This window comes from Paenibacillus artemisiicola, assembly GCF_017652985.1.
GTDB classification, from domain to species: Bacteria; Bacillota; Bacilli; order Paenibacillales; family Paenibacillaceae; genus Paenibacillus_Z; species Paenibacillus_Z artemisiicola.
Window position 1 is genome coordinate 57,333 of record NZ_JAGGDJ010000015.1, and the last position, 19,697, is coordinate 77,029.

The 19,697-nt window shown below is 64.3% G+C and carries 22 protein-coding genes; 9 read left to right on the top strand and 13 right to left on the bottom strand.

The genetic code is table 11. From position 1 onward, the window contains the following. Window positions 1-74: 74 nt before the first annotated feature. The 6 genes from I8J29_RS18095 to I8J29_RS33855 all read right to left on the bottom strand — a co-directional run bounded on the left by I8J29_RS18095 (window position 75) and on the right by I8J29_RS33855 (window position 5,444). Window positions 75-680 (bottom strand): SRPBCC family protein, encoded by a 606-nt coding sequence (locus I8J29_RS18095; RefSeq protein WP_208848921.1) that lies wholly within the window; start codon window positions 678-680, stop codon window positions 75-77. A 112-nt stretch (window positions 681-792) separates the two neighbouring features. Beyond that, entirely contained in the window at window positions 793-1,776 is a 984-nt protein-coding gene (locus tag I8J29_RS18100) for a helix-turn-helix transcriptional regulator (RefSeq protein ID WP_208848922.1), read from the bottom strand. Window positions 1,777-1,981: 205 nt separating this feature from the next. Beyond that, entirely contained in the window at window positions 1,982-2,581 is a 600-nt protein-coding gene (locus I8J29_RS18105; RefSeq protein WP_208848923.1) for a methyltransferase domain-containing protein, read from the bottom strand. A 13-nt stretch (window positions 2,582-2,594) separates the two neighbouring features. Next, window positions 2,595-3,287 (bottom strand): class I SAM-dependent methyltransferase, encoded by a 693-nt coding sequence (locus tag I8J29_RS18110; RefSeq protein ID WP_208848924.1) that lies wholly within the window; start codon window positions 3,285-3,287, stop codon window positions 2,595-2,597. Then, on the bottom strand, window positions 3,284-4,411 hold the full coding sequence (locus I8J29_RS18115) for a tetratricopeptide repeat-containing glycosyltransferase family 2 protein (RefSeq protein ID WP_208848925.1): 1,128 nt from the start codon (window positions 4,409-4,411) through the stop codon (window positions 3,284-3,286). Before I8J29_RS18115 ends, I8J29_RS18110 begins: the two co-directional genes overlap by 4 nt. A 340-nt stretch (window positions 4,412-4,751) precedes the next feature. Continuing rightward, window positions 4,752-5,444: a hypothetical protein gene (locus tag I8J29_RS33855; RefSeq protein ID WP_240546294.1), complete on the bottom strand. Its 693-nt coding sequence runs from the start codon at window positions 5,442-5,444 to the stop codon at window positions 4,752-4,754. Here I8J29_RS33855 and I8J29_RS33860 point away from each other — a divergent pair. Continuing rightward, entirely contained in the window at window positions 5,407-5,805 is a 399-nt protein-coding gene (locus I8J29_RS33860) for a BclA C-terminal domain-containing protein (protein ID WP_338113210.1), read from the top strand. The genes I8J29_RS33855 and I8J29_RS33860 overlap by 38 nt on opposite strands. Window positions 5,806-5,882: 77 nt before the next feature. Here I8J29_RS33860 and I8J29_RS18125 read toward each other — a convergent pair whose 3' ends face one another. After that, complete coding sequence (locus tag I8J29_RS18125) at window positions 5,883-7,229, bottom strand: TolB family protein (protein WP_208848926.1); 1,347 nt, start codon at window positions 7,227-7,229, stop codon at window positions 5,883-5,885. A gap of 186 nt (window positions 7,230-7,415) precedes the next feature. Here I8J29_RS18125 and I8J29_RS18130 point away from each other — a divergent pair, with 186 nt between their 5' ends. Beyond that, window positions 7,416-8,159: a cupin domain-containing protein gene (locus I8J29_RS18130; RefSeq protein WP_208848927.1), complete on the top strand. Its 744-nt coding sequence runs from the start codon at window positions 7,416-7,418 to the stop codon at window positions 8,157-8,159. A gap of 15 nt (window positions 8,160-8,174) precedes the next feature. Beyond that, a complete protein-coding gene (locus tag I8J29_RS18135) occupies window positions 8,175-9,359 on the top strand; it encodes an oxalate decarboxylase family bicupin (protein WP_208848928.1) in 1,185 nt (394 codons plus the stop codon). Window positions 9,360-9,478: 119 nt separating this feature from the next. Here I8J29_RS18135 and I8J29_RS18140 read toward each other — a convergent pair whose 3' ends face one another. The 4 genes from I8J29_RS18140 to I8J29_RS18155 all read right to left on the bottom strand — a co-directional run bounded on the left by I8J29_RS18140 (window position 9,479) and on the right by I8J29_RS18155 (window position 12,874). After that, window positions 9,479-10,693 (bottom strand): MFS transporter, encoded by a 1,215-nt coding sequence (locus tag I8J29_RS18140; protein ID WP_208848929.1) that lies wholly within the window; start codon window positions 10,691-10,693, stop codon window positions 9,479-9,481. 56 nt (window positions 10,694-10,749) lie between these two features. Next, entirely contained in the window at window positions 10,750-11,223 is a 474-nt protein-coding gene (locus tag I8J29_RS18145) for a MarR family winged helix-turn-helix transcriptional regulator (RefSeq protein WP_208848930.1), read from the bottom strand. Between the two features lie 310 nt (window positions 11,224-11,533). After that, on the bottom strand, window positions 11,534-12,358 hold the full coding sequence (locus tag I8J29_RS18150; protein ID WP_208848931.1) for an NAD(P)H-binding protein: 825 nt from the start codon (window positions 12,356-12,358) through the stop codon (window positions 11,534-11,536). A gap of 63 nt (window positions 12,359-12,421) precedes the next feature. Next, the gene (locus I8J29_RS18155) at window positions 12,422-12,874 is read right to left on the bottom strand and encodes a MarR family winged helix-turn-helix transcriptional regulator (RefSeq protein WP_208848932.1); all 453 of its coding nucleotides are present in this window, start codon (window positions 12,872-12,874) and stop codon (window positions 12,422-12,424) included. A 199-nt stretch (window positions 12,875-13,073) separates the two neighbouring features. Here I8J29_RS18155 and I8J29_RS18160 point away from each other — a divergent pair, with 199 nt between their 5' ends. The 6 genes from I8J29_RS18160 (at window position 13,074) to I8J29_RS18185 (ending at window position 18,575) form a co-directional block, all read left to right on the top strand. Then, complete coding sequence (locus tag I8J29_RS18160; RefSeq protein WP_208848933.1) at window positions 13,074-13,487, top strand: hypothetical protein; 414 nt, start codon at window positions 13,074-13,076, stop codon at window positions 13,485-13,487. 112 nt (window positions 13,488-13,599) lie between these two features. Beyond that, the gene (locus tag I8J29_RS18165; RefSeq protein WP_208848934.1) at window positions 13,600-15,189 is read left to right on the top strand and encodes a plastocyanin/azurin family copper-binding protein; all 1,590 of its coding nucleotides are present in this window, start codon (window positions 13,600-13,602) and stop codon (window positions 15,187-15,189) included. A gap of 25 nt (window positions 15,190-15,214) precedes the next feature. Beyond that, window positions 15,215-16,174, top strand: coding sequence for a cupredoxin domain-containing protein (locus I8J29_RS18170; RefSeq protein WP_208848935.1), 960 nt, complete (start codon window positions 15,215-15,217; stop codon window positions 16,172-16,174). Between the two features lie 75 nt (window positions 16,175-16,249). Continuing rightward, window positions 16,250-16,825 (top strand): RNA polymerase sigma factor, encoded by a 576-nt coding sequence (locus tag I8J29_RS18175; protein WP_208848936.1) that lies wholly within the window; start codon window positions 16,250-16,252, stop codon window positions 16,823-16,825. Continuing rightward, a complete protein-coding gene (locus I8J29_RS18180; RefSeq protein WP_208848937.1) occupies window positions 16,822-17,628 on the top strand; it encodes an anti-sigma factor in 807 nt (268 codons plus the stop codon). Before I8J29_RS18175 ends, I8J29_RS18180 begins: the two co-directional genes overlap by 4 nt. Window positions 17,629-17,879: 251 nt before the next feature. After that, complete coding sequence (locus I8J29_RS18185) at window positions 17,880-18,575, top strand: metal-dependent hydrolase (protein WP_208848938.1); 696 nt, start codon at window positions 17,880-17,882, stop codon at window positions 18,573-18,575. A 102-nt stretch (window positions 18,576-18,677) separates the two neighbouring features. Here the strand turns inward: I8J29_RS18185 and I8J29_RS18190 are convergent, their stop codons facing one another. Continuing rightward, complete coding sequence (locus tag I8J29_RS18190; RefSeq protein ID WP_208848939.1) at window positions 18,678-19,016, bottom strand: hypothetical protein; 339 nt, start codon at window positions 19,014-19,016, stop codon at window positions 18,678-18,680. A gap of 93 nt (window positions 19,017-19,109) precedes the next feature. After that, the gene (locus I8J29_RS18195) at window positions 19,110-19,562 is read right to left on the bottom strand and encodes a DUF4362 domain-containing protein (protein ID WP_208848940.1); all 453 of its coding nucleotides are present in this window, start codon (window positions 19,560-19,562) and stop codon (window positions 19,110-19,112) included. Window positions 19,563-19,697: the final 135 nt, after the last annotated feature.

The window sequence follows — 19,697 nt, forward strand, 5'->3', positions numbered from 1 at the left end:
CCCGCATCCATTGAAGAAGGGCTTCGCAAGGTGACGGTTTTGTCACGTTGGCCTCATTCGCGAGGACGGAGCGATCAGGCGTCGAGCGCGCGCTTCATCGCTTGCAGCTTGTCCTCCCAGAACCGCCGCATGACTTCGCGCACGTAGACGTCTTCCAGCATTTCCTGATGGACGGATACCGTCGTCCCGCCGGATTTGGCTTCAAGCGTATAGATTTGCAGCCGCGAAGCCGGCTCCCACGCCGGTCTTCTCCATGTCAGCCGCAGCTTGCGCTTAGGCTCCGCGACCGCGATCGTCCCGCCGCCCCCTTCTTCCGTCTCGTACGTCTCGCCGGCCTCCCAGCGCATGTCCGCTCCGGCGCCGATCCACTTCGGCAGCCCATCGGCGGACGTCAAATACGCCCATGCTTGCTCCTTCGGCGCGCGCAGCGTCCGGCGCAGGCCGATCTGCACGCCCGCGTCCTTGGTTACCCCGACGGGGATTCGACCGAGCAGCTGCCCGTAACTGAGCGCGAGCCATTCGGCCCAGTCGTCCCCGACGGCGTAGTTGTCGCGTATATGCGCCCGGATCCGCTCATGCGACCACGCGGGATCCACATCTCCTTGAAGCCGCGCGAGCCAGTCCTCCCACGCGGTTCCCGTCGTTTCGCGCAACGCCTGCCGATACGTTTGACCGACCATGCCTTCCCCTCCTCCGATTCGATTTCCCGGTTCCATTGTACACCGCGAACGCTGACAGCCGAGGTCAGCGTTTCAATCGGTTCAGGTATTTATTCATATAGAAGCAGCCCTTTCATCCGGCCGGTTCGTCCGCGTATTGATGAAGGAGCGCTTCCGCGAGCTCCCGCAAGCAGCGCCGAAGCTCCGCCGGCGCCTCGACGCGGATCTGCCCGCCGAGCGACAGAAGGTAATGCGGCGCGGCGGCGTACAGGCTCTCCTCGTCGAGCCGGAAGGCGGCCGTCCGCTCCGTGCGCTCGGCCAAGGCCCGGCCGAACAGCCAGTGGGCGCACAGCTCGTCCAGCGCTTGCTGCGTGCCCGCGACGCGGACGGTGACGCCCCCGTCCGCCGCCGCGTCCCCGGCTTCCGGCGGCAGCAGGCCGTCCAGCAGAAAGGCGCCCGCCGAGAACCCCTCCGGCCGTGCGAACGCGCCGTCCGCCAGCTCCAAGCCGCGTATCCGGTCGACCCGGAAGCTGCGCAGCTCTCCGCGCAGATGGCAATAGCCGGCGGCGTACCACTTGCCCTTCCACCGCGCGAGCCCGTACGGATCGAACCGTCTCTGCGTCAGCTCGCCGTACCGGCCCGTCGCGTACGCCATCTCGAGACTGCGGCTCCCGTCGATGGCGGTCTCGAGCAGCTCGAGCAAGCCGGCGAGCGCGGCGTCGGCCGGGCCTTGCACGACGTCCACGTACCCGCGCTGCCTCTCGAGCCGCTCGGCTTGTCCGGCATCGGCGCTGCGCTTGATCTTGCCCACCGCCCGCTCCATCGCTTCCTCGTACGGATAGCCCGATCGCTTCGCGAACTGGATCGCGTGGAGCAGCGCCTTCTGTTCTTCCGGGTCGAAGAACAGCGGCTCCAGCTTGAACGCCTCCGTCAAATAATACCCGCCGTCCCGCCCCGTCTCCGAGACGACCGGGACCCCGGCGGCGCAGAGGCCGTCGATGCAGCGGTACACGGTGCGCCTATGCACCTCCAGCTCCTCGGCCAGCTGTCTGGCCGTCATGCGCCTGCGGGCGCGAAGCAGCATCAGGATCGCCAGCATGTTATCGGCTTTGGACATACGCGCCTTCCCCCATTTCTTTCCTGCGAAATCTCCGGTTGAACCCACCATAGGCGCGCCGGCGCGTCGTGTCAAGGGCGGCCCCCTTATTCTTCCATGCCAAAAAGCACCGGTCCGCGGGAAAAGGTCCGATGCTCTTCGGCCGATCGGGGACGGCTCGCCGGCGCCGAAGCGTTAAGACGGCCATCCGGCGCCCGGCCGCGCCTTAATCCGCTCCGCGCCGCAGGATAATGAAGTCCGCCGACGATTGCGCCTTGAACCGCTGCGGGATGATCTCGTGCACGAAGTAATCCTGAAACGCCGCCAGATCGTGAAATACGTCGCGGTCCCGGATCGTCTCGACGACCTGCGGCTCGTCGCCGCGGGTCAGCCGCGTGTAGAGCACGACGACCTCCGGCCGCGGACCGAACAGATCCTTCAGCGTCGCCCGGTAATCCGCTTCGTCCGTGATATGGTACAGCACGTCGAGGCATACCGTCATGTCCGCCTCCAGGAAGCCGCGGTTTACGAGCAGCCCCGGCCGGTACAGCATGAAGCTCTTGGATTCGTCGGAGGCGAACCGCTCCGCGCACATCCGCACCGCCGACGCCGAGACGTCGAGGCCGAGATAGCTCGGATAGCGCATGAGCCGCAGCTGATTGCCGTCGCCGCAGCCGAATTCGACGACCCGCCGCGCGTTATACCGGGCGACGAGCCCATTCACGACCTCCGCCTTGAACGCGGCCAGGTCCCCGAACGACCCGCTCCCCGACGTCGCGCCGCCTTTATAGGCGTCTTCCCAATACCGGATATAATCGAACGTCATGGCTCCTCCTTCGTCATCGCGCCCCGGGCTTCAACAGCAGCGCCCGGAAACAGTACAGCCGCCCCCACAGGTCGGACGTGACGGCGTCCGCCGGCAGCGCATCGTCGAACGCTCCCGCGAACTCGAATCCGCTCGCGAGCGCCGCCGCGCGGAACCGGCCGAGATCGACCGTCGGATAATCAAACGTCAGGACGAGCTTCCCCCGCGGCTTCAAGGTCCGGAAAAACTCGCTAAGCGCCGCCTCGAAATCGGCCGGGGACAAATGCTCCAGCACCGAAATGCAGAATACCGCGTCGAAATGCGCCGCGGGGTACGGCAGCGCCGCGATGCTCGCCCGCGCCAGCCGCAGCCGCCCGAGGCTTCCCGTCCGCATGAGCGTCTCCGCGGCGCCCTTGCCGAAATCGCGGACCACGTCCAGCGCGATCTCCGTCTCGGACGCGATGCGCGGGTCCCAGTCGCACGCGTGCGCTTCCCCGCACAGATCGGCCAAATAGAACTTGAACGGGTGCGAGATTCCGCACGCCGCGTCCAGCACGACCGCTTCGGGCTCCGCAAAGCCCGCGCACCAGGCGTATTCGTACGGCCGGCTCCACCACGGCGCGGGAAGCGGGAACACGAATTCGGCCGCGCCGGGATCGCGTTCGGTGAAAAACCGCGACGATGCCGCGTCGCCCGCGGCCTGCCGTTCGCTTGCGCGATCGTTCATCGGGCCACCTCCTCGCGCGTCTCGGCGTCCGCAGGCGCCGCTTCGCCGCCGGACCGGCGCAGCACGCCTTCCAAATACGTCTTGTTATGCAGGACCGCGGCATCCGACGGCCGGTGCGCCCGCGCGATTTCGTTATGCGCGTACGCCCGCTCGTAATCGCCGAGCTTGTCGTAGCAGACGCACAGCTGCAGATGGGGCAGCCAGGTCGCGCACGCTTTGTTTTGCAGCGACCACGCCCGTTCGGGCTTCGGCGCGTTCAGCGCCGCTTCGTACCAGTAGGCCGCGATGCCGGGGCCGCCCCGCTGCAGATGCCAATAGCCGATGCGGCAGCAAAAATCCGGCCGCGGGCTGCCGTAGCGGAAGGAACGGAGCGCGGCTTCCAGCGTCCGCTCGGCCTCGCCCAGCGCGGCATGGCAATCGGACAGCTTCCCGCAGGCGGCGACGTTGTCCTCCGACCAGCCTTCCCCGGTCCCGAGAAACCGTTCGTACTGCGCGATCGCGTCTTCGTAACGCGCGTGATCGTACAATTCGTTGGCGTAATAGAACAGGTCCCTCGGACCGAACCGTTCGCCCTTCGCGAGCCGCTGCTCGTAGATGCGCAGATTCCGGTCGCAGTCATGCCGCGTGCTGGCGTGCGTGACGGCGATGTCGGAATCCAGGGAGACGCCGCGGACGTCCAGGTATTCATGGACGGCGCCGATCCAGCGGTACCCCCTCGACCGTCTGACGAGCCGGTTGCGGCGCAGCGAGCCGGTCACCGTGCCGTATTCGTCCTTCGCCAGATGGTACTCCATGGACACCGCGTCCGTCCGGAGCGGAAGCGCGCGCTTCAGCGCAAGCAGCTTCTCCAGGTCCGGCGCGAGAAAGACGTCGTCGGCGTCCAGCCAAAGGATGTACTCGCAGGTCGCCTTGCCGAACGCGAAGTTGCGCGCCGCCGCGAAATCGTCGATCCACGCGAACTCGTACACCGCCTCGGTATAGCGGGCGGCGATGGACTTGGTCGCATCGGTCGAACCCGTATCCACGACGACGATTTCGTCAACGGCGGCCTTCGCGGAATCGAGGCAGCGGGCAAGGACGTCCTCTTCGTTCTTTACGATAAGGCACAAGCTGATCGTGATCATGCGGACGTGCTCCTCCCCGTCAAGGAATGCGCGCGGATATGCTTCTGCCGGTCCCGCCGCCCCGAGGACGCGCGGCGGGAACTGCTTGCCCGCGGCGCGCGCGGGCGGGACCGGCCGGTCGCAAAGCGGACAGCGCCTGCTTTTCCCTCTCCCGGCGCAATGAATATTACTAATTTATGGCACATACCCATCAATATTCCATGATGCGAAGGGAGTGGTGGCATGACCGCGCGGCGCATTCTCATCGGCAGCCCCGTCCGTCAGCACGAAGAAACGCTCGCGTTGTTTCTTCAATCGTTGGCGAGGCTGCGCCAAGGGACCTGGTGCTGCGATTACGCTTTTATCGACGACAACGAGGATCCCGCGTCCGATGTCGCTGCTGCGGAACTTCGCGCAAGCCGCCGGCGCCGAAGGCCGTTCCTCCGTCAGGCTTCTGGAGCACGGCGAAGCTTCGGGCGCCTACCGGCGGGACGAGGTCACGCATTATTGGAACGACGGGCTGATCGCCAAGGTCGCCGGATGGAAAAACCGGTTGATCCGCCTGGCGCGCGAGGAACGCTACGACGCGCTGTTCCTCGTCGACTCCGATTTGCTGCTCCATCCCGAAACCATGGAATCGCTGCTGGAAGCCGGGAAGCCGATCGTCTCCGCGATCTTCTGGACGCAGTGGTACCCGGGCGGCATGGCGCTGCCGCAAGTGTGGCTGAAGGATCATTACTGGCCCTGGCAAACGGACGGCGATCCCGAAGAAGCGCTGGCCGAGCAGGGGAAGCTGCTCGCGAAGCTGCGCGTTCCCGGCGTGTACGAGGTGGGCGGCTTGGGCGCCTGCACCCTCCTCTCCCGCGAGGCGCTGGACCATCCGATATCGTTCGACCGGATACCGAACTTGTCCCTGTGGGGCGAGGATCGGCATTTTTGCGTGCGCGCCGCTTCGCTCGGACTCGGGCTCTTCGCGGATACGCGCCACCCCGCGTTCCATATCTACCGGGACGAACGTGAACGGGTTCGCCGCGAACACGAGCGGCAGCGTCATCGCCGTCGTGCTCGGCGGCACGGATGTTGCGCTGCCGAACAATCAGATCTTGAACGGCGGCATTACCGTCAACGGAGCCCACGACACGTTTACCGTGCCGGTGACGGGAAGCTACATGATTTCCTATCAAGTCAACGTCACGCTCGCCTTGTTAATGAGCACCCGGCTATTGATCAATGGGACGCCGTATACGCCTTCCATCGTGGCGCCGGCGGTCTCCTTGGCGGAATTCAACAACATGGTCATTGCGACGCTTACGGCAGGCTCCACGATCACGCATCAGTTCTTCGGCCTGCTCGGCGCGGCCACGCTTACCGGCGGCGCCGCCGGCGCCGCGCTGACCATCGTGCTGCTCTCTTAAATCGCCGCCATGCCAAAAAAGGCTGCAGGGGATGCATCGCATCCTCCGCAGCCTTTGTCATGCGCCCAAGGCTTCGTTCAATCCGCTTGCCCGTAAAACCGCAGCACCGGCAGCCAGTTCCACTGCTCGTAAAAATCGTCGCCGGCGTCGATGCCCTTGATCCATGCTTTCGCCTTCTTGGCCTCGGCGGCGGAGTTCGCAAGGAGCACATCGGAATGGGTCCGGTCGGAACGGACCCAGCCGAGCTCGGCCGATGGCAGGGCAACCGGCCCGAAATCCCCGCGTCCGTTCGGCGGCTTGGTAATCGCGGTCCCGGTGCCGTCCGTCAAATCGACGCGCGCGAGAAACGGCATCGGCCGCTTGCCGGGCTCGCCCGTCCAAGCGCCTTCCTTCGCCCGCGACGCGACGATCGATTCGGCTCCGTACCACGAGAAGCTCTGGTCGACGTAGCCGGCAGGCGTATACGAAGCGGGCTTCAGCGCCGGCACGGACGTCACGGTCAGCCGTTTGTTCGAGGAGGCTTCCCGGCCGATCCCGGCGATATAGGCCAGCCGATCGCCGGCTTGCGGCCCGGAAACCGGAGACCATCGGTACCACTGCTCGTTGTGCGCCATCTGGTCGACCGGGAGAAACGTCTTGCCGTCCGACGAAAGCACGCACAACGTATTGCCGTCTGCCGACAAGGACGCCGTCGGCGTCGCCAGGAACGCGATCCAGCGGCCCCCCGCGGACCATTTGAACGCCGTCGTGCCGACGACGATCAGCTCGTTGATCTGCTTCGGGAGCACGTATAGCGGCTCCTCCTGCACGGGATCCGCCGTCCCCGAAGGCAGCAGGATCCGCCCGATCGTGACGGGGGTCCAGCCGTCCGGCTGCAGCTGGGCGGCCGTGGACACGAGAAATCCGCTTCCGTCCGGCAGCCAGCCGAAATTGCCGATGCCCGCCGCGATTTCCGCCGGCTCGTCGCCTTCTTCCGCGCCGACCGCGTACAGCTTCTCGTCCCGGAGATACGCGAGCCGGTCCTTGGCCGGCGACCACTGGAAGCGGCTGCCGCCCTCGGGAGCCGCGAGATGCGCGTTGCCCGAGACCGCTTCCGTTACCCACAGCTGCCGTTCGTCTTCGCCCGCGTTATAGGCGATCCAGCGGCCGTCCGGCGACCAGGCCGGGTTGCGCGCGAAGCTCCCGTCGGCCGTCAAGCGCCGTTCCCGGCCCTGCTCTTTGACCCACAGCGCGCCTCCGCGGACGAAGGCGGCCTTCTGCGCGGCTCCCGCCGGCCCCGGCAGCAGAACGCTTTCCGAGCCGGACGATGGGCCCGGTTCCGCCGCTCCTGCGGCCAGCGGAAAAGCGAGCAGGCAGACGCCCGCCGCGACGATCGCGACCCGCGAGCAGAACCGCCTCCCGCCGCGAAAGGTGAATCCGTCCATGATGCATGACCTCTTTCCCCCGGGCTCTAGTCGCGAACGCCGCCCGGCAGCTTCAGTATGTGCCAAATTGCGCCAATTTATCGAACGCGTCCTGGCACGCGCGCCCAGCCGGGCACATACATTAGAACCGTCAGGGCATTAGCCCATGCGGATAGACTCATCCAGGCAGAAAGGCGGAGATGCAACATGGCAGTGTCCTATATGGATTACACCTCCCCGAACGCGCAGTTCACGTACGATCTGAAAAACAACAATATTTTCACGAAAGACTCGCGGAATCTCATCAACGCGCTCGGCATTCAGCAGCTCAACACGCTCGGCAACGTCTCGCTGCTCGACATTTACCTCAGCACGGGCAACGTCGTCGAGCCCCATATCCACCAGAACGCTTCCGAGCTCGTGTACTGCATCTCGGGCGCGGCGGTCGTATCCTTGATCAATCCGTTCACGAAGCAGCTGCTGAATTTCCCGATCGCGCCGGGCCAGGTCGCGAACATTCCCCAAGGCTGGTGGCATTACGAGATCGCGACGGTCGACAATACGCATCTGCTGGCGATCTTCGACGCTCCGGTGCCGGAGGTCATCCTGGGCTCGGATCTGCTTCGCTTGACGCCGGCCAGCGTGTACGCCCACACCTACTGCCTCGACGAAGCGACTTGGAAAGCCGCGGTCGCGCCGATCACGAATTCGGTCTTCATCGGACCGCCCGTCGGCTGCGCCAACAACCAGGTCGCGGGGGCGGCCGCGGCGCCGCAGCACGCCGGCTATCACCACGGCCAAACCGCTGGCGCCATGGCCGGCCCGTCCAATGCCGGCGTCCCTTATCCGCAGCAGCCGTACGCCCATCGGGAGCACCCCGCTTACGGTTACCCGCAGTTCCCCGGCTCCGGCCCGCACGGCGGCTGGGGTTACGGTCACTATAATGGCTAACAGGAGGTCCGCGACATGGCGCAAGATCAACCGAATAACGTAAACCCGGCGGCGTTCGTCCCGCAGCCGTACCGGGTCAGCGACGGCTTCGGCGGCCCCGACTACGGTCCGCGCGACGTAATGCGCGACAGGGAGAACATCAACATGCTCATTCCTCCCGCCACGGATAACGGCCTGTTGCCGAACTTGAAAATGTCCTTCTCGGATACCCACATGCAGCTGAACAAAGGCGGCTGGTCCCGCGAGATCACGGTGCGCGACCTGCCGATCGCCACGACGCTGGCCGGCGTCAACATGAGCCTTCGCCCCGGCGGCGTGCGCGAGCTGCACTGGCATCAGCAGGCGGAATGGGCCTTCATGATCTGGGGCTGCGCCCGCGTCACGTCGGTGGATTGGCAAGGCCGCAATTTTATCGCGGACATCGAACAAGGCGATTTGTGGTATTTTCCCGCGGGACTGCCGCATTCCATTCAAGCGCTGGCGGGCGGCTGCGAGTTTCTGCTCGTCTTCGACGACGGCAGTTTCTCGGATTTGAACACCTTGTCGATTTCCGATTGGTTCGCCCACACGCCGAAGGACGTCCTCGCCGCGAACTTCGGCATTCCGGAACAGGCGTTCGCCGGCATTCCGAAAGGCCAGGTGTACATTTATCAGGATCAGGTGCCAGGCTCGATCGAAAGCCAGGAGGTTCAGTCGCCGTACGGCACCGTGCCGCTCTCGTTCAAGCATTCCTTGCTCGCCCAGGAACCGATCGTAACCCCCGGAGGTACCGTCCGGATCGCGGATTCCGGCAATTTCCCCATCGCCAAGACGATCGCCGCGGCGCTCGTCGAGATCAAGCCCGGCGCGATGCGCGAGCTTCACTGGCATCCCAATAACGACGAATGGCAGTATTACTTGTCCGGCCAGGCCCGCATGACGGTGTTCGGCGGCAACGGCATCGCGCGGACGTTCGACTACCGCGCGGGCGACGTCGGCTACGTGCCGTTCGCGATGGGCCACTATGTCCAAAACACGGGCACGGACACGGTCTGGTTCCTCGAAATGTTCAAGGCGCCGCGGTTCGAGGACGTCTCGCTCAATCAATGGATGGCGCTCACGCCGCATCAGCTCGTGCAGTCCAACCTCAACGCGTCTCCCGAGCTCATGCACTCGCTGCGGAAGGTCAAGTGGCCGGTCGTGAAATACCCGCAGCGCTGAACGCCGCGCATGCCCGCCTTTTCATAGCCGAAACGAAAAACACCCTCCGTTCGGAGGGTGTTCGCATGTCTGAGCGGGGACGCCGAATGCCGAAGCGTTCCCATCCGTCGCGGCGACGCTTAGGATTCGACCGCCGCCGGCTTGGCGCGGCCCGCGGACGCGAAGGTCTGCAGCAGGACGAGCACGACGAACAGCGCCATGCAGCCCGCGGAATAGCGGTACATCACCGCATAATTCGAAGCCGACGAGATCGCGCCCAGCACGATCGCGCCCAGCGCGACGCCGAAGTCCGTCGAGTTGTAAAACATGCTGTTCGCGGTGCCGTACTGCTCCGGCGAGGAAGAACGCAGCATCCATGCCTGGATCGTCGGCTGAATGGCGCCGAACCCGACGCCGTAGAGCAGCGCCGACAGGATGAGCATCGGCATCGCGTGCGCGTTCGAGAGCAGCGCCATGCTCGCCGTCACGAACAAGCCGGCCGGCAGGAGCACGGCCGCATGGCCGCGTCTGTCGAAGAGCTTCCCGGAGAACGGACGGACGAGAATGATCGTGATCGCATTGAACAGGAAGAACAGTCCCACCTGCCCGATGTGCACATAATCGCCGTACAGCGCGAGAAAGCTAAGCAGGCCGCTGTACGTGACCGAGAGCATCACGTTCAGCAGGACCGGGAAGATCAGCTTGCGGTTGACGCCGCGCGGGGCATGCGGTTTCCGCTCCTCGGCAGGCTTGTCCGGCCGGGCCGCGGCTTCGTCTTGGCGCTTCGACCTGGAGAGCCACAGCACAGGGAAAATCAGCGCCGAGGCGATCAGCCCGAGCATCGTGAGCTCCGCGAAGCCCGCCTGCTTCATGACGTTCAATCCAATGGAAGGCCCGATTGACATCGCGAGGCTCGTCGACAAGCCGAAGTAGCCGATCCCCTCGCCCATCCGGCCTCGCGGAATAATGCGGGAGACGAGCGTCGGCAGGATCGTGCTCGCCATCCCGAAGCCGATGCCGTAGCCGATCCGCAGCGCGAGCAGCGTGCCGTACGATCCGGCCGCCGTGTACAGCCCCGTCGCCGCCGCCGCGATGACCAGCCCGGCGAGCAGCAGCGTCATGCGCGGCACCCGGCGCATAAGCGCGGCCGTCGCGAACCGCGACACGATCGCCGCGAGCGCGAAGACCGACGTGACCAGGCTGACCTGTACGTTGCCGGCCTGAAATTCCTCCTTGACGTAGGACGGGAACGAAGACAACAGCATTTGCAACCCTAGAAATAATAGAAAAAAGCAAGCCGTCAAGGCGATAAACGGCCTTGTCCATAAAGCCGCCGTTTGCGGTTCTCGCTGCATGTTCATCGCTCCATTACGCATGTATTTTCGTAGATCCGCTCGAGCGGAATCCGGCGCTAGTCAGTCTCCGGTTCCGCGCCGCAGTCGAGCTTGCCGCCGATATGACGTTGAATCCGCTGCAGTAGCTCCATGATCGTCTCGTATTCCGCTTCCGAGATGCACTGCATGACGTCCGCCGTCACGCTGTCCTCGAGCGGCGTCGTTTCCCGGATAAGCGCTTTGCCCGCGTCCGTGCTGAAGACGACGTACGACCGGCGATCGTGCTCGCCTTGCTTTTTATAGATCAAGCCCTTCTTCTCCAGATGGTCCAGGATCCGGGTCGTCGTCGGCTTGTCCTTGTACGTCCGTTCGGCGATCTCCTTCTGGATCAGCCCCTGCGCGCGGTCGATCTGGTTCAGCGCCGACCACTGCTCCGGCGTAATCCCGTAAGAGCCGAGCCGATGCTGAAACAGCGCCGCCAGCTTGCGGTGCGTGACGCCCATCTCGAAGCCGATCGGCAGCCGGTTCGGGTTCTTCCGTTCCCCGCTCATCCGTCGGATCACCTCGCTTCTTAAATTAGTTGTTTAGACAACTATATGATAGGCAACTAAATCTGTCAATCGGCAAAACAGCAGTCCCTCCGCATCCGCCGCGCCGTACTCGCGCCGAATGACCGGACGGACTGCCGCCTATGCGCATGTAACGAGCGAACGGGCGTCGGCGTGACGGAAGAGCGCGGCCCGTCCATACGATTAAACCGCTCCGGAAGGAACGGCTGCGCATGGACAGCCATGACAGCCGTCCATGAGGAATTCGGGATGCCGGCTACGCTCCTTCTTCGCCCGCGCCATCTTCGCCCGGTCACGGCCGATGCGCGGGATCGAGCATCGCCCGCACTTCGTCCTGCATGGCTCGGAGCGGCCGCCCCGCGAGCCGGTCCAAGTCGTCCGAGATAAACCGCATGTCCGCCTGCGCCAGCATGCGGTATACGGGGCTGTCCATGGCCGCGTTGGTCCGGTAGACCACCCTTCGGCCGGTTGTCTTCTCGATCGCCTGCACAAGCGCTCGCGCGGTCCACGCGTTCGGCGGGACGAGCTCGTACGTCCGTCCGGCGTGGCCGTCCTCCGTCAGCACCGACGCGGCAGCCGCGGCCAAATCTTCGCGCGCCGCCGTATTGAACGTCCACGCGCCGGGCGGGCTCCACAATTCTCCGCTCGCCGCCGCTTCCCGGATGCCGAGCATCTTGATGACGTCCATATAATACGCGTTGCGCAAGATCGTAAAGCGGAGCCCCGATTCCCGGATCAGCCGCTCGGTCCGCAGATGAAGCCGGTGAAGCGGCAGCCGCCCGCGTTCCGCGCGGAAGATGCTCGTATAGACCACATGGCGGACGCCGGCCCGGCGGGCGGCCTCGATCGCTCCCGCATGCTGGCGCAGCCGCGTCTCGTCGTCCGGATGCGGCGATGAGATCAGGAGCAGCTTGTCGGCTCCCCTGAACGAAGGCGCCAGCGATTCCGGGACGTCGTAGTCGCCGTATCGCGCTTCGACCCCGCGGCACGCCCAGTCATCGTCCGCGAACGGGTTTCGGGCGCTTACGGCCACATCGGAAGCGGGCACGCGGTAAAGCAGCTCGCGAAGCACATGCCTCCCCAACTGGCCCGTCGCGCCCGTGAGTACGATTTTCATCCGAACGATCATTCCTTCGCCTTAGATTGTTAAACGTTTAACTATCAGGGCGGACAAAACGGTTTAGGGACCGTCTTGACGCAATTTGCGCAGCAGCCCCAGAAGCTGTCTCATCTCGGCTTCGTCCAAGCGCCGCATGCCCTCGGCGACGGCCGCGCGATTCCCCGGCAGCAGCTCCCTAAGCACGCGCTCCCCTTCCGGGGACAGCTCGATTCTGCGCTTCCTTCCGTCCTCGGGATGGCTCGAGCTGCGAATGTAGCCGCTCTGTTCGAGCGGCAGCAAGAGCACGCTGACGTTCGCTTTCGTCACGCCGATCCGGCTCGCGAGCTCCGACGGCAGAATCGCGCCGCCGGCCTTGGCGATTTCGACGAGCATGCGCATGCGCGCGCCGTTCATGCCGTTCGACGCCCAATATTTCTCCGATACGGCGACCAGCTCCGCGGTCGTCTCGACGAGCGCGAAGAACGCCTGCGTCTCGAGTGGCTGCTCCGTCACATACTTCCATAGCTCCGACATGCGCGGACCTCCAAACTAGTTAAACATTTAACTAATAATACTGTATGCCATTTCCGGCGACATTGTCAATCGGGTCCGATGCGCATCCGAACGATCGCATGCCTGCCGAAGCTGGCCATACTGAAACGTAAAGAAGCCGCCGCGGACCGGAGTTACGCCCCCGTCCGCGCGGCGGCATTGAAGCGAGGAGCGATCGACGATGTATTTGGACGCTATCACCCGGCACTGGCAGGTCTTCATGAACGAAGCCGGCTACCCGGAAGCGGCGGACGCCAAGATCACGAACACGGCGAAGCTGACCGGGCTGGACGGCGCCTGCCTGCTGGAATTCGAGAAGGACGGCCGCCGGTATCACCTGTATGCTTTGCCCTGCGGCGCGCCCTCGGGAATCCCCGAGCTTCACCGGCTCGACGAGGGATACGAACCCGCTGGCTTGGCCGCCGTCTTCGGCCTTGGCGAAGCCCGCGCGGCCGCGCTCGGCGATGCCGTCGGCGCTTTCCTGCGGCGGCATTATGACGGCATGCAGACCGCCGTCGACGCCGGCCAAGGCTTGGCGCACGCGAAGGCGCGCATCCGCGCGGTCCGCTTGGCGCGGTGGCGTCCGGCCGACTGAGCGCGGGGCTTGCGCGCCGGAACCCCTAAACTATTTTCCGATTGCCTCGAACCGCTTTCGCGCTTCGGGCGTTTCTCTGTGTGGATGACCCACTACCCAAGGAGGAATGAAGATGAACGGAAAACGATTGGGGCGGCTCGGCCTGCTGCTCGCGCTCTGCTTCGCCATGCTGGTGCCTGCGGGCGTCTATGCCGCCGACGCCGCGGCTCCGGCCGCGACGACGGATGCCGACACGGCCGCCAAGCTCGGCCTGCTGCTCGGGGACGGCAACGGCGTGGACGCCGCGTATTTGGCCAAATCCGCGACGCGGATTCAAGCGGCGATCATTTCGCTGCGCCTGCAAGGCCGTTTGACGGAAGCAACCGCCTACCAAGGCACGGGCAATTTCGCGGACGCGGGTTCCGTCGGCAAAAGCAACCAGGCGGTGCTCGCCTTCCTGAAAGCGCACCCCGAGCTCGGCTGGAACGGCACGGGCGGCAATACGTTCATGCCGCTCGCGAACATCAGCTCCCAGCAATTGTACAAAGTGCTGCTCGAAGCGCTCGGCTACCGCTCCGGCACCGACTTCGACTACGCGAAGACCGAATCCTACGCCGCCGGCAAGGGGCTGGATCAGATCGCCGGCGCCGCCTCCATCACGAACGCGCACATCGCCACGGCTTTGATCGAAGCGCTCGCGGCGAACGCGTCCGACGGCATGCCGTACATGGCGATGCTGCAAGCCTCCGGCGTGCTGCCGGCTTCGGCGGCGCTCCCGGGCGGCGAACGGATCCGCCTGCACCGCGACGCGAAGCTCGGCACGCTCTTCGCCGACAAGGCGGGCCGCACGCTCTACTTCTTCACGAAGGACGCGCCCGATCCGAACAGCTGCACGGGCGACTGCCTGAAATCGTGGCCGATCTACGACGGCGGAGAGGACCTGCAAATCCCGGCGACGCTCAACGCCGCCGACTTCGGCGTGCTGCAGCGGACGGACGGCACGACGCAAACGACGTACAAAGGCTGGCCGCTGTACTATTTCGCCAAGGATCAGAAGGCCGGCGACACGCTCGGCGAAGCCGTCGGCGGCGTCTGGTTCGTCGCGAAGCAGAGTTACGCCGCGATGCTCGGCACTTCGGCGACGCTCGGCAACTACTTGACGGACGCCGCGGGACGCACGCTCTATTACTTCGATAAGGATACGCAAGGCAAGAGCAATTGCGCGGGCGATTGCCTCGCCAATTGGCCGGCCTACACGGCCTCCGGTTCCGACCTGCCGACCGGCGTGAACGCCGCCGACTGGGGCACGATCACCCGCGCCGACGGCAGCAAGCAGTCCACGTTTAAAGGCTACCCGCTCTATTATTTCGTCAAGGACGTCAAGCACGGCGATGCGCTTGGGCAGAACGTCGGCGGCGTCTGGTTCGTGGTCGACCCGGTCAAATTCGCCGGCACGACGGCGCCGGTGCCGAAGACGTACCATATCGACATCAAGAACTACTCGTTCGGCTCCGGACCGCTCACGGTGGAAGCCGGCTCGAGCATCGTCTTCACCAACTTCGACGACATGAAGCACAACGCGGTGGCGGTCAACGGCGCCTTCGCCCTCCCGCTCCTCGCGAAGGGCGACTCGTACACGATCACGCTCGACAAGCCGGGCACTTACGACTATTATTGCGAGCCGCACAAGGCGTTCATGACCGGTCAGATCATCGTCAAATAAAGACTTGCAAGGAGGTGCGAACGCGATGACCATGCCTACAAGACCGAGACGGCGTTCGACGATCGCGGGCCTCGGCCTGCTGCTGCTGGCCTGCTGCCTGGCGCTTGCCGCTTGCGGCAATTCCGGGAACGGCGCGGCCGCGAACGAACAGGCAGGCGGCGGCAACGCCGTCGCCGAGACGGGCAATGCCGGCGGGAGCCAAAACGCGGCCGCCGATAACGGCGGCGGCTCCGGCACCGCGAACGGCGGCGGCGACGCGGCCGGAAACGCCGGCGGCGATGCCAGCGGCTCCGCGAACGGCGGGGCTTCCGCGGACGGCGGTCAATCGACGGCCGCGAACGACGGCGCGATGCCGGACTATTCCGGCGGCGGCGCAGCCAATAAGCCTGCGGATCCGCCCAAGGCCGCGGCCGGTTTATCGTCCGCCTCGAACAAAGCGGACGATAAACCGGCCGCCTCCGGCTCCGGCAAATCCGGCGCGGACGATCACCCGTCCGCCTCCGACAAAGCGGACGACAAACCGGCCGCTTCCGCCGGCTCCGGCTCTGGCAAAAACGACGGCGGTAAAACCGGCGGCGCCGCGGCCCCGTCAACCGGCAAGAGCGGCACCGAAGATAAGCCGAAGCCGGGCGAGGACGACGGCAAGACCGCCGCGAAGCCGCCGCAAAGCGAGGCGAAGCCGCCCCAAACCGCCGGGAAGGACGACAAGCCGGCCGCCGGCGAAACCGCCAAGCCCAAAACGTACACCGTCGAGATCAAGGACTTCGCGTTCTCGCCCGCCAAGCTGGACATCAAGGCCGGCGACAGCGTCACCTTCATCAACCGCGACGAGATCGAGCATACCGCGACGTCGGTCGACGGCGTGTTCGATACCGGCCTGCTGGCCAAGGACGCCTCGAAGACGGTCGCGTTCAAGGACGCGGGCTCGTTCAGCTACAACTGTACGCCGCATCCCGGCATGAAGGGCGTCATTACCGTCCAGTAGAAATTCGAATGGTGCGCCGCCGCCCCGTTCCCGTTACAATAAAGACCATAACCTGCCTGTTGCGGAGGCTGTCCGATGCAAAATCTGTCCGATTACGAATTGATGCTTCTCGTCAAAGGCAAGCAGCATGCCGCGCTCTCGGAGCTGTACGACCGGCATGCGGGACTCGTCTATTCCTTTGCCTGGAAAGCGCTGAAGGAAGAAGCGGCCGCCAAGGATATCGTGCAGGCCGTCTATCTCCGGCTGTGGACGACCGAATCGGGCTACGATCCCGACAAAGGCAAATTCACGAGCTGGCTGCTGACGATCGCGCGCAACCTCACGGCGGACCTGCTGCGCAAGCGGCGCAGGGATAACCTGGGCATCGTCCATTATTTGCGCGAAGATCTCGAACGCATTCCCGACCGGCGAAGCCAGACGCCCGAAGAGCTTGCGGAGCATCACTTCGTGAAGGAGCAGATCCGAAGCGCGTACCGGCACTTGAGCAAGCAGCAAATTACGCTTTTGGAGCATTTCTACTGGCAGGGCTACACGCTGAGCGAGCTGGCGGCGCTGTACAACCAGCCGCTCGGAACGGTCAAGAACAGGCTGCATCAGACGTTGAAAATATTGCGAAGACATCTGTCCGCGGAAGGAGTGGGAACGGGATGACGGATCGAGGAAAATCGCCGGAATGCGAAGACTGCCTGAGCTACGTGGCCGGCTTGTGCGGCGACGAAGAACGCCGCGCCTTCGAGCGTCATCTCCCCGGCTGCGACGCGTGCAGGCAGGAGCTTGAGGATCTGAACCTCGTTTGGGAGGCGCTTCCCGCCGCTATGGAAATGATGGAACCGCCTGCATCTCTGAAGCAGGAAGTCATGGACGCCGTCCGCGCGGCCGACGCGGAAGCCGCCGGTGGCGCCGCGGCTCGCTACGCCCCGGCGATCCAACCGGAACGGACGGCCGCGGCCGATCGCCGCCCCCGTCCGGCGTGGACGCTCAAGCCGGCGGCCGCCCTGTTCGCGGCCGCGGCCGCCGCGATCGTGCTGCTGTCCGTCTGGAACGTCGAGCTTCGCCGCGAACAAACGCTGAACCCGCTGCCGATCGAACGGGCGCTGAACGTCTCCGCGTCCAACATCGAGCAGTTGGTCGCGCTGAAGCCCGCGTCGCAGGACGCCGGGAATTCCTCCGGCGTCGCCTGCATCATCGACAACGGGCAGAGCCGGCAGTTCGTCGTCTACGTGTTCGGCGCGTCGCCGACCGAGGGCGAAGAAGCCTATCAGGTGTGGCTGGTCAAGGACGGGCAGCGCAGCAGCGCCGGCACGTTCCGGATCGGCCGGGACAGCCGCGGCATCGGGCTGCTGGCGATGCCGATTCAAGGCAAGGACCTCGACTTCGACGCCATCGGCATCACGCTCGAGCCGGACGACCGCGGCAGCCAGCCGCGCGGACATAAAATGTACGGCTCGGTGTGACCGAGCCCCTGAATAGCGCGGCGGCCGGGATGTGATGGCGATCGCCGGGCATGCTTCGCCGCCCTTCCGGGACGGTCCGCGAGCCGGACCGCCGGAAGGGCGGTTTTGCTTGCGGCCGGGGCTTCCATCGGTCGCCTTGACCCGCGCTCCTCCTTGATCGTCGGCGGCCATTTGAAATCGCCCCCGCTTTTATGTCACTATTAACCACGGAAGTCTTATTCGCAAGTAACTTTATGAAGGAGCGCGATGTTATGAAAATCCGTTATCATGGCCATGCCTGTCTGCAACTCCACACGGGCGGCAAATCGCTCGTCATCGATCCCTTCCTGAGCGGCAATCCCGTCGCGACCGTCAAGCCGGACGACATTCGGACCGACGCCGTCCTGCTGACGCACGCCCACATGGATCATATCCTGGACGCGGCTCCGATCGCCAAAGCGAACAACGACGCGCCGGTCGTCTCCATCGTCGAGCTGGCGGCGTACATGTCGTGGCAAGGCGTGAAGAATGCCATCGGCATGAACATGGGCGGCACGTTCGACCTCGGCTTCGCGAAAGCGAAAATGGTGCAGGCGTTCCACAGCTCGGGCATCGTCGTCGAGGAAACGAAACAGATTATGTACGCGGGCATGCCGGCCGGCTTCCTCATCTTCGCCGAAGGCTTGACGATTCTGCACGCGGGCGATACGTCGCTGTTCTCCGACATGAAGATGATCGGCGAACGCCACCCGATCGACGTCGCGTTCCTGCCGATCGGCGACTTCTACACGATGGGTCCGGAGGACGGACTCCAGGCGGCGGAGTGGTACAACGCGAAGCTGACGGTGCCGATTCACCACAGCACGTTCCCGGGCATCAACCAGGACGCGGAGCAGTTCGTGCGCCGGCTCGAAGAGCGCGGCCTGAAAGGCAAAGCGATGGCGCCGGGCGACGAGCTCGAAGTCTAAGCCCGGCACCGGCGTTCCTCGCCGATAGGCGGACAGCCCTATACGGCAAAAACCGGAACCCCGCGGGTTCCGGTTTTTTTTGTACATGCAGCTGCGACGAGCTTATGTTACGGGCTCTTTGTCAAGCAAATACAAATACTTATGCCGCCGAAAGAATATATAATACGGCATGCTGAACGGATTCAGATAATGCCAGCCTCGAATCGCGCACCCGCACCTTAATGTCAGGTCTTGATCCGTCTTCATCGAAACGGCGACTTTATTGCTTCTGCACCAGTCGATTTTCAAGTACACTTCGTATTCGCCAGGCTCAAGCGGTATCCTTACCGTTTCGCCATCCTCGATCCTCCCTATTTCGGCATCGTCGACCATAACCCGATAATTCCGCGCGGCATTCACAAACTGCGAGTCGCGTTCGATAACCAGGCCGGGTAATTCCATGTCGACTGTCCCCTTTCCAACTAGCCTAAGATTTGCCTTGCGCGAAGCATCGACGACGGCGTCACGCCTATTGGCCGCATGAAATTGCGCTAGCTATAAATCTTCCTTCGAAAACGTCAGCACGGTGAGCTGTTCGTCCGCGGCGTGATGGCTGCATCTGGACAGTTGAACGTCGATATAGTTCGGGTCCCTGTCATGCATGCGAATGGCGCCGCAGTCATATTCGGTTTTGCCTTTGTCCACGGTCCAGCCGTCCCTGGAGGGATCGACGACCCAGCGGATTTCCCGGCCGTTCGAATTGACGTCGTGAACATACGGGCCGCTGTCCAGGGTCGGCGACACGATCATCAGGTTATCGCCGTAGCCATCGCCGAATTTGCGAACCAGCCGTTCGACGCGCGCGAGATCCGCTTTGTCCAGCCGATAGATGACCGGCTCGTCCGCAGCCGCCTTCCCCGGCACGATAGGATGAAGCAGCAGCGCCACCCCGATCAGCAGCGCCGCGATCGCGACGGATTGCGCGATGATGATCCTGGTCTTGAGCATAACCGGAAGCCCCCTTAGCGCGATAAACGGAATTTCCATTTTTTACGCGCGATTGCAGGTTTTGTTGCGCTAGTCCCGAACATCATGTCAGGGCCGTGTTAAAAGCGTGCGGAGACGGACCCGGAAACACGTGTC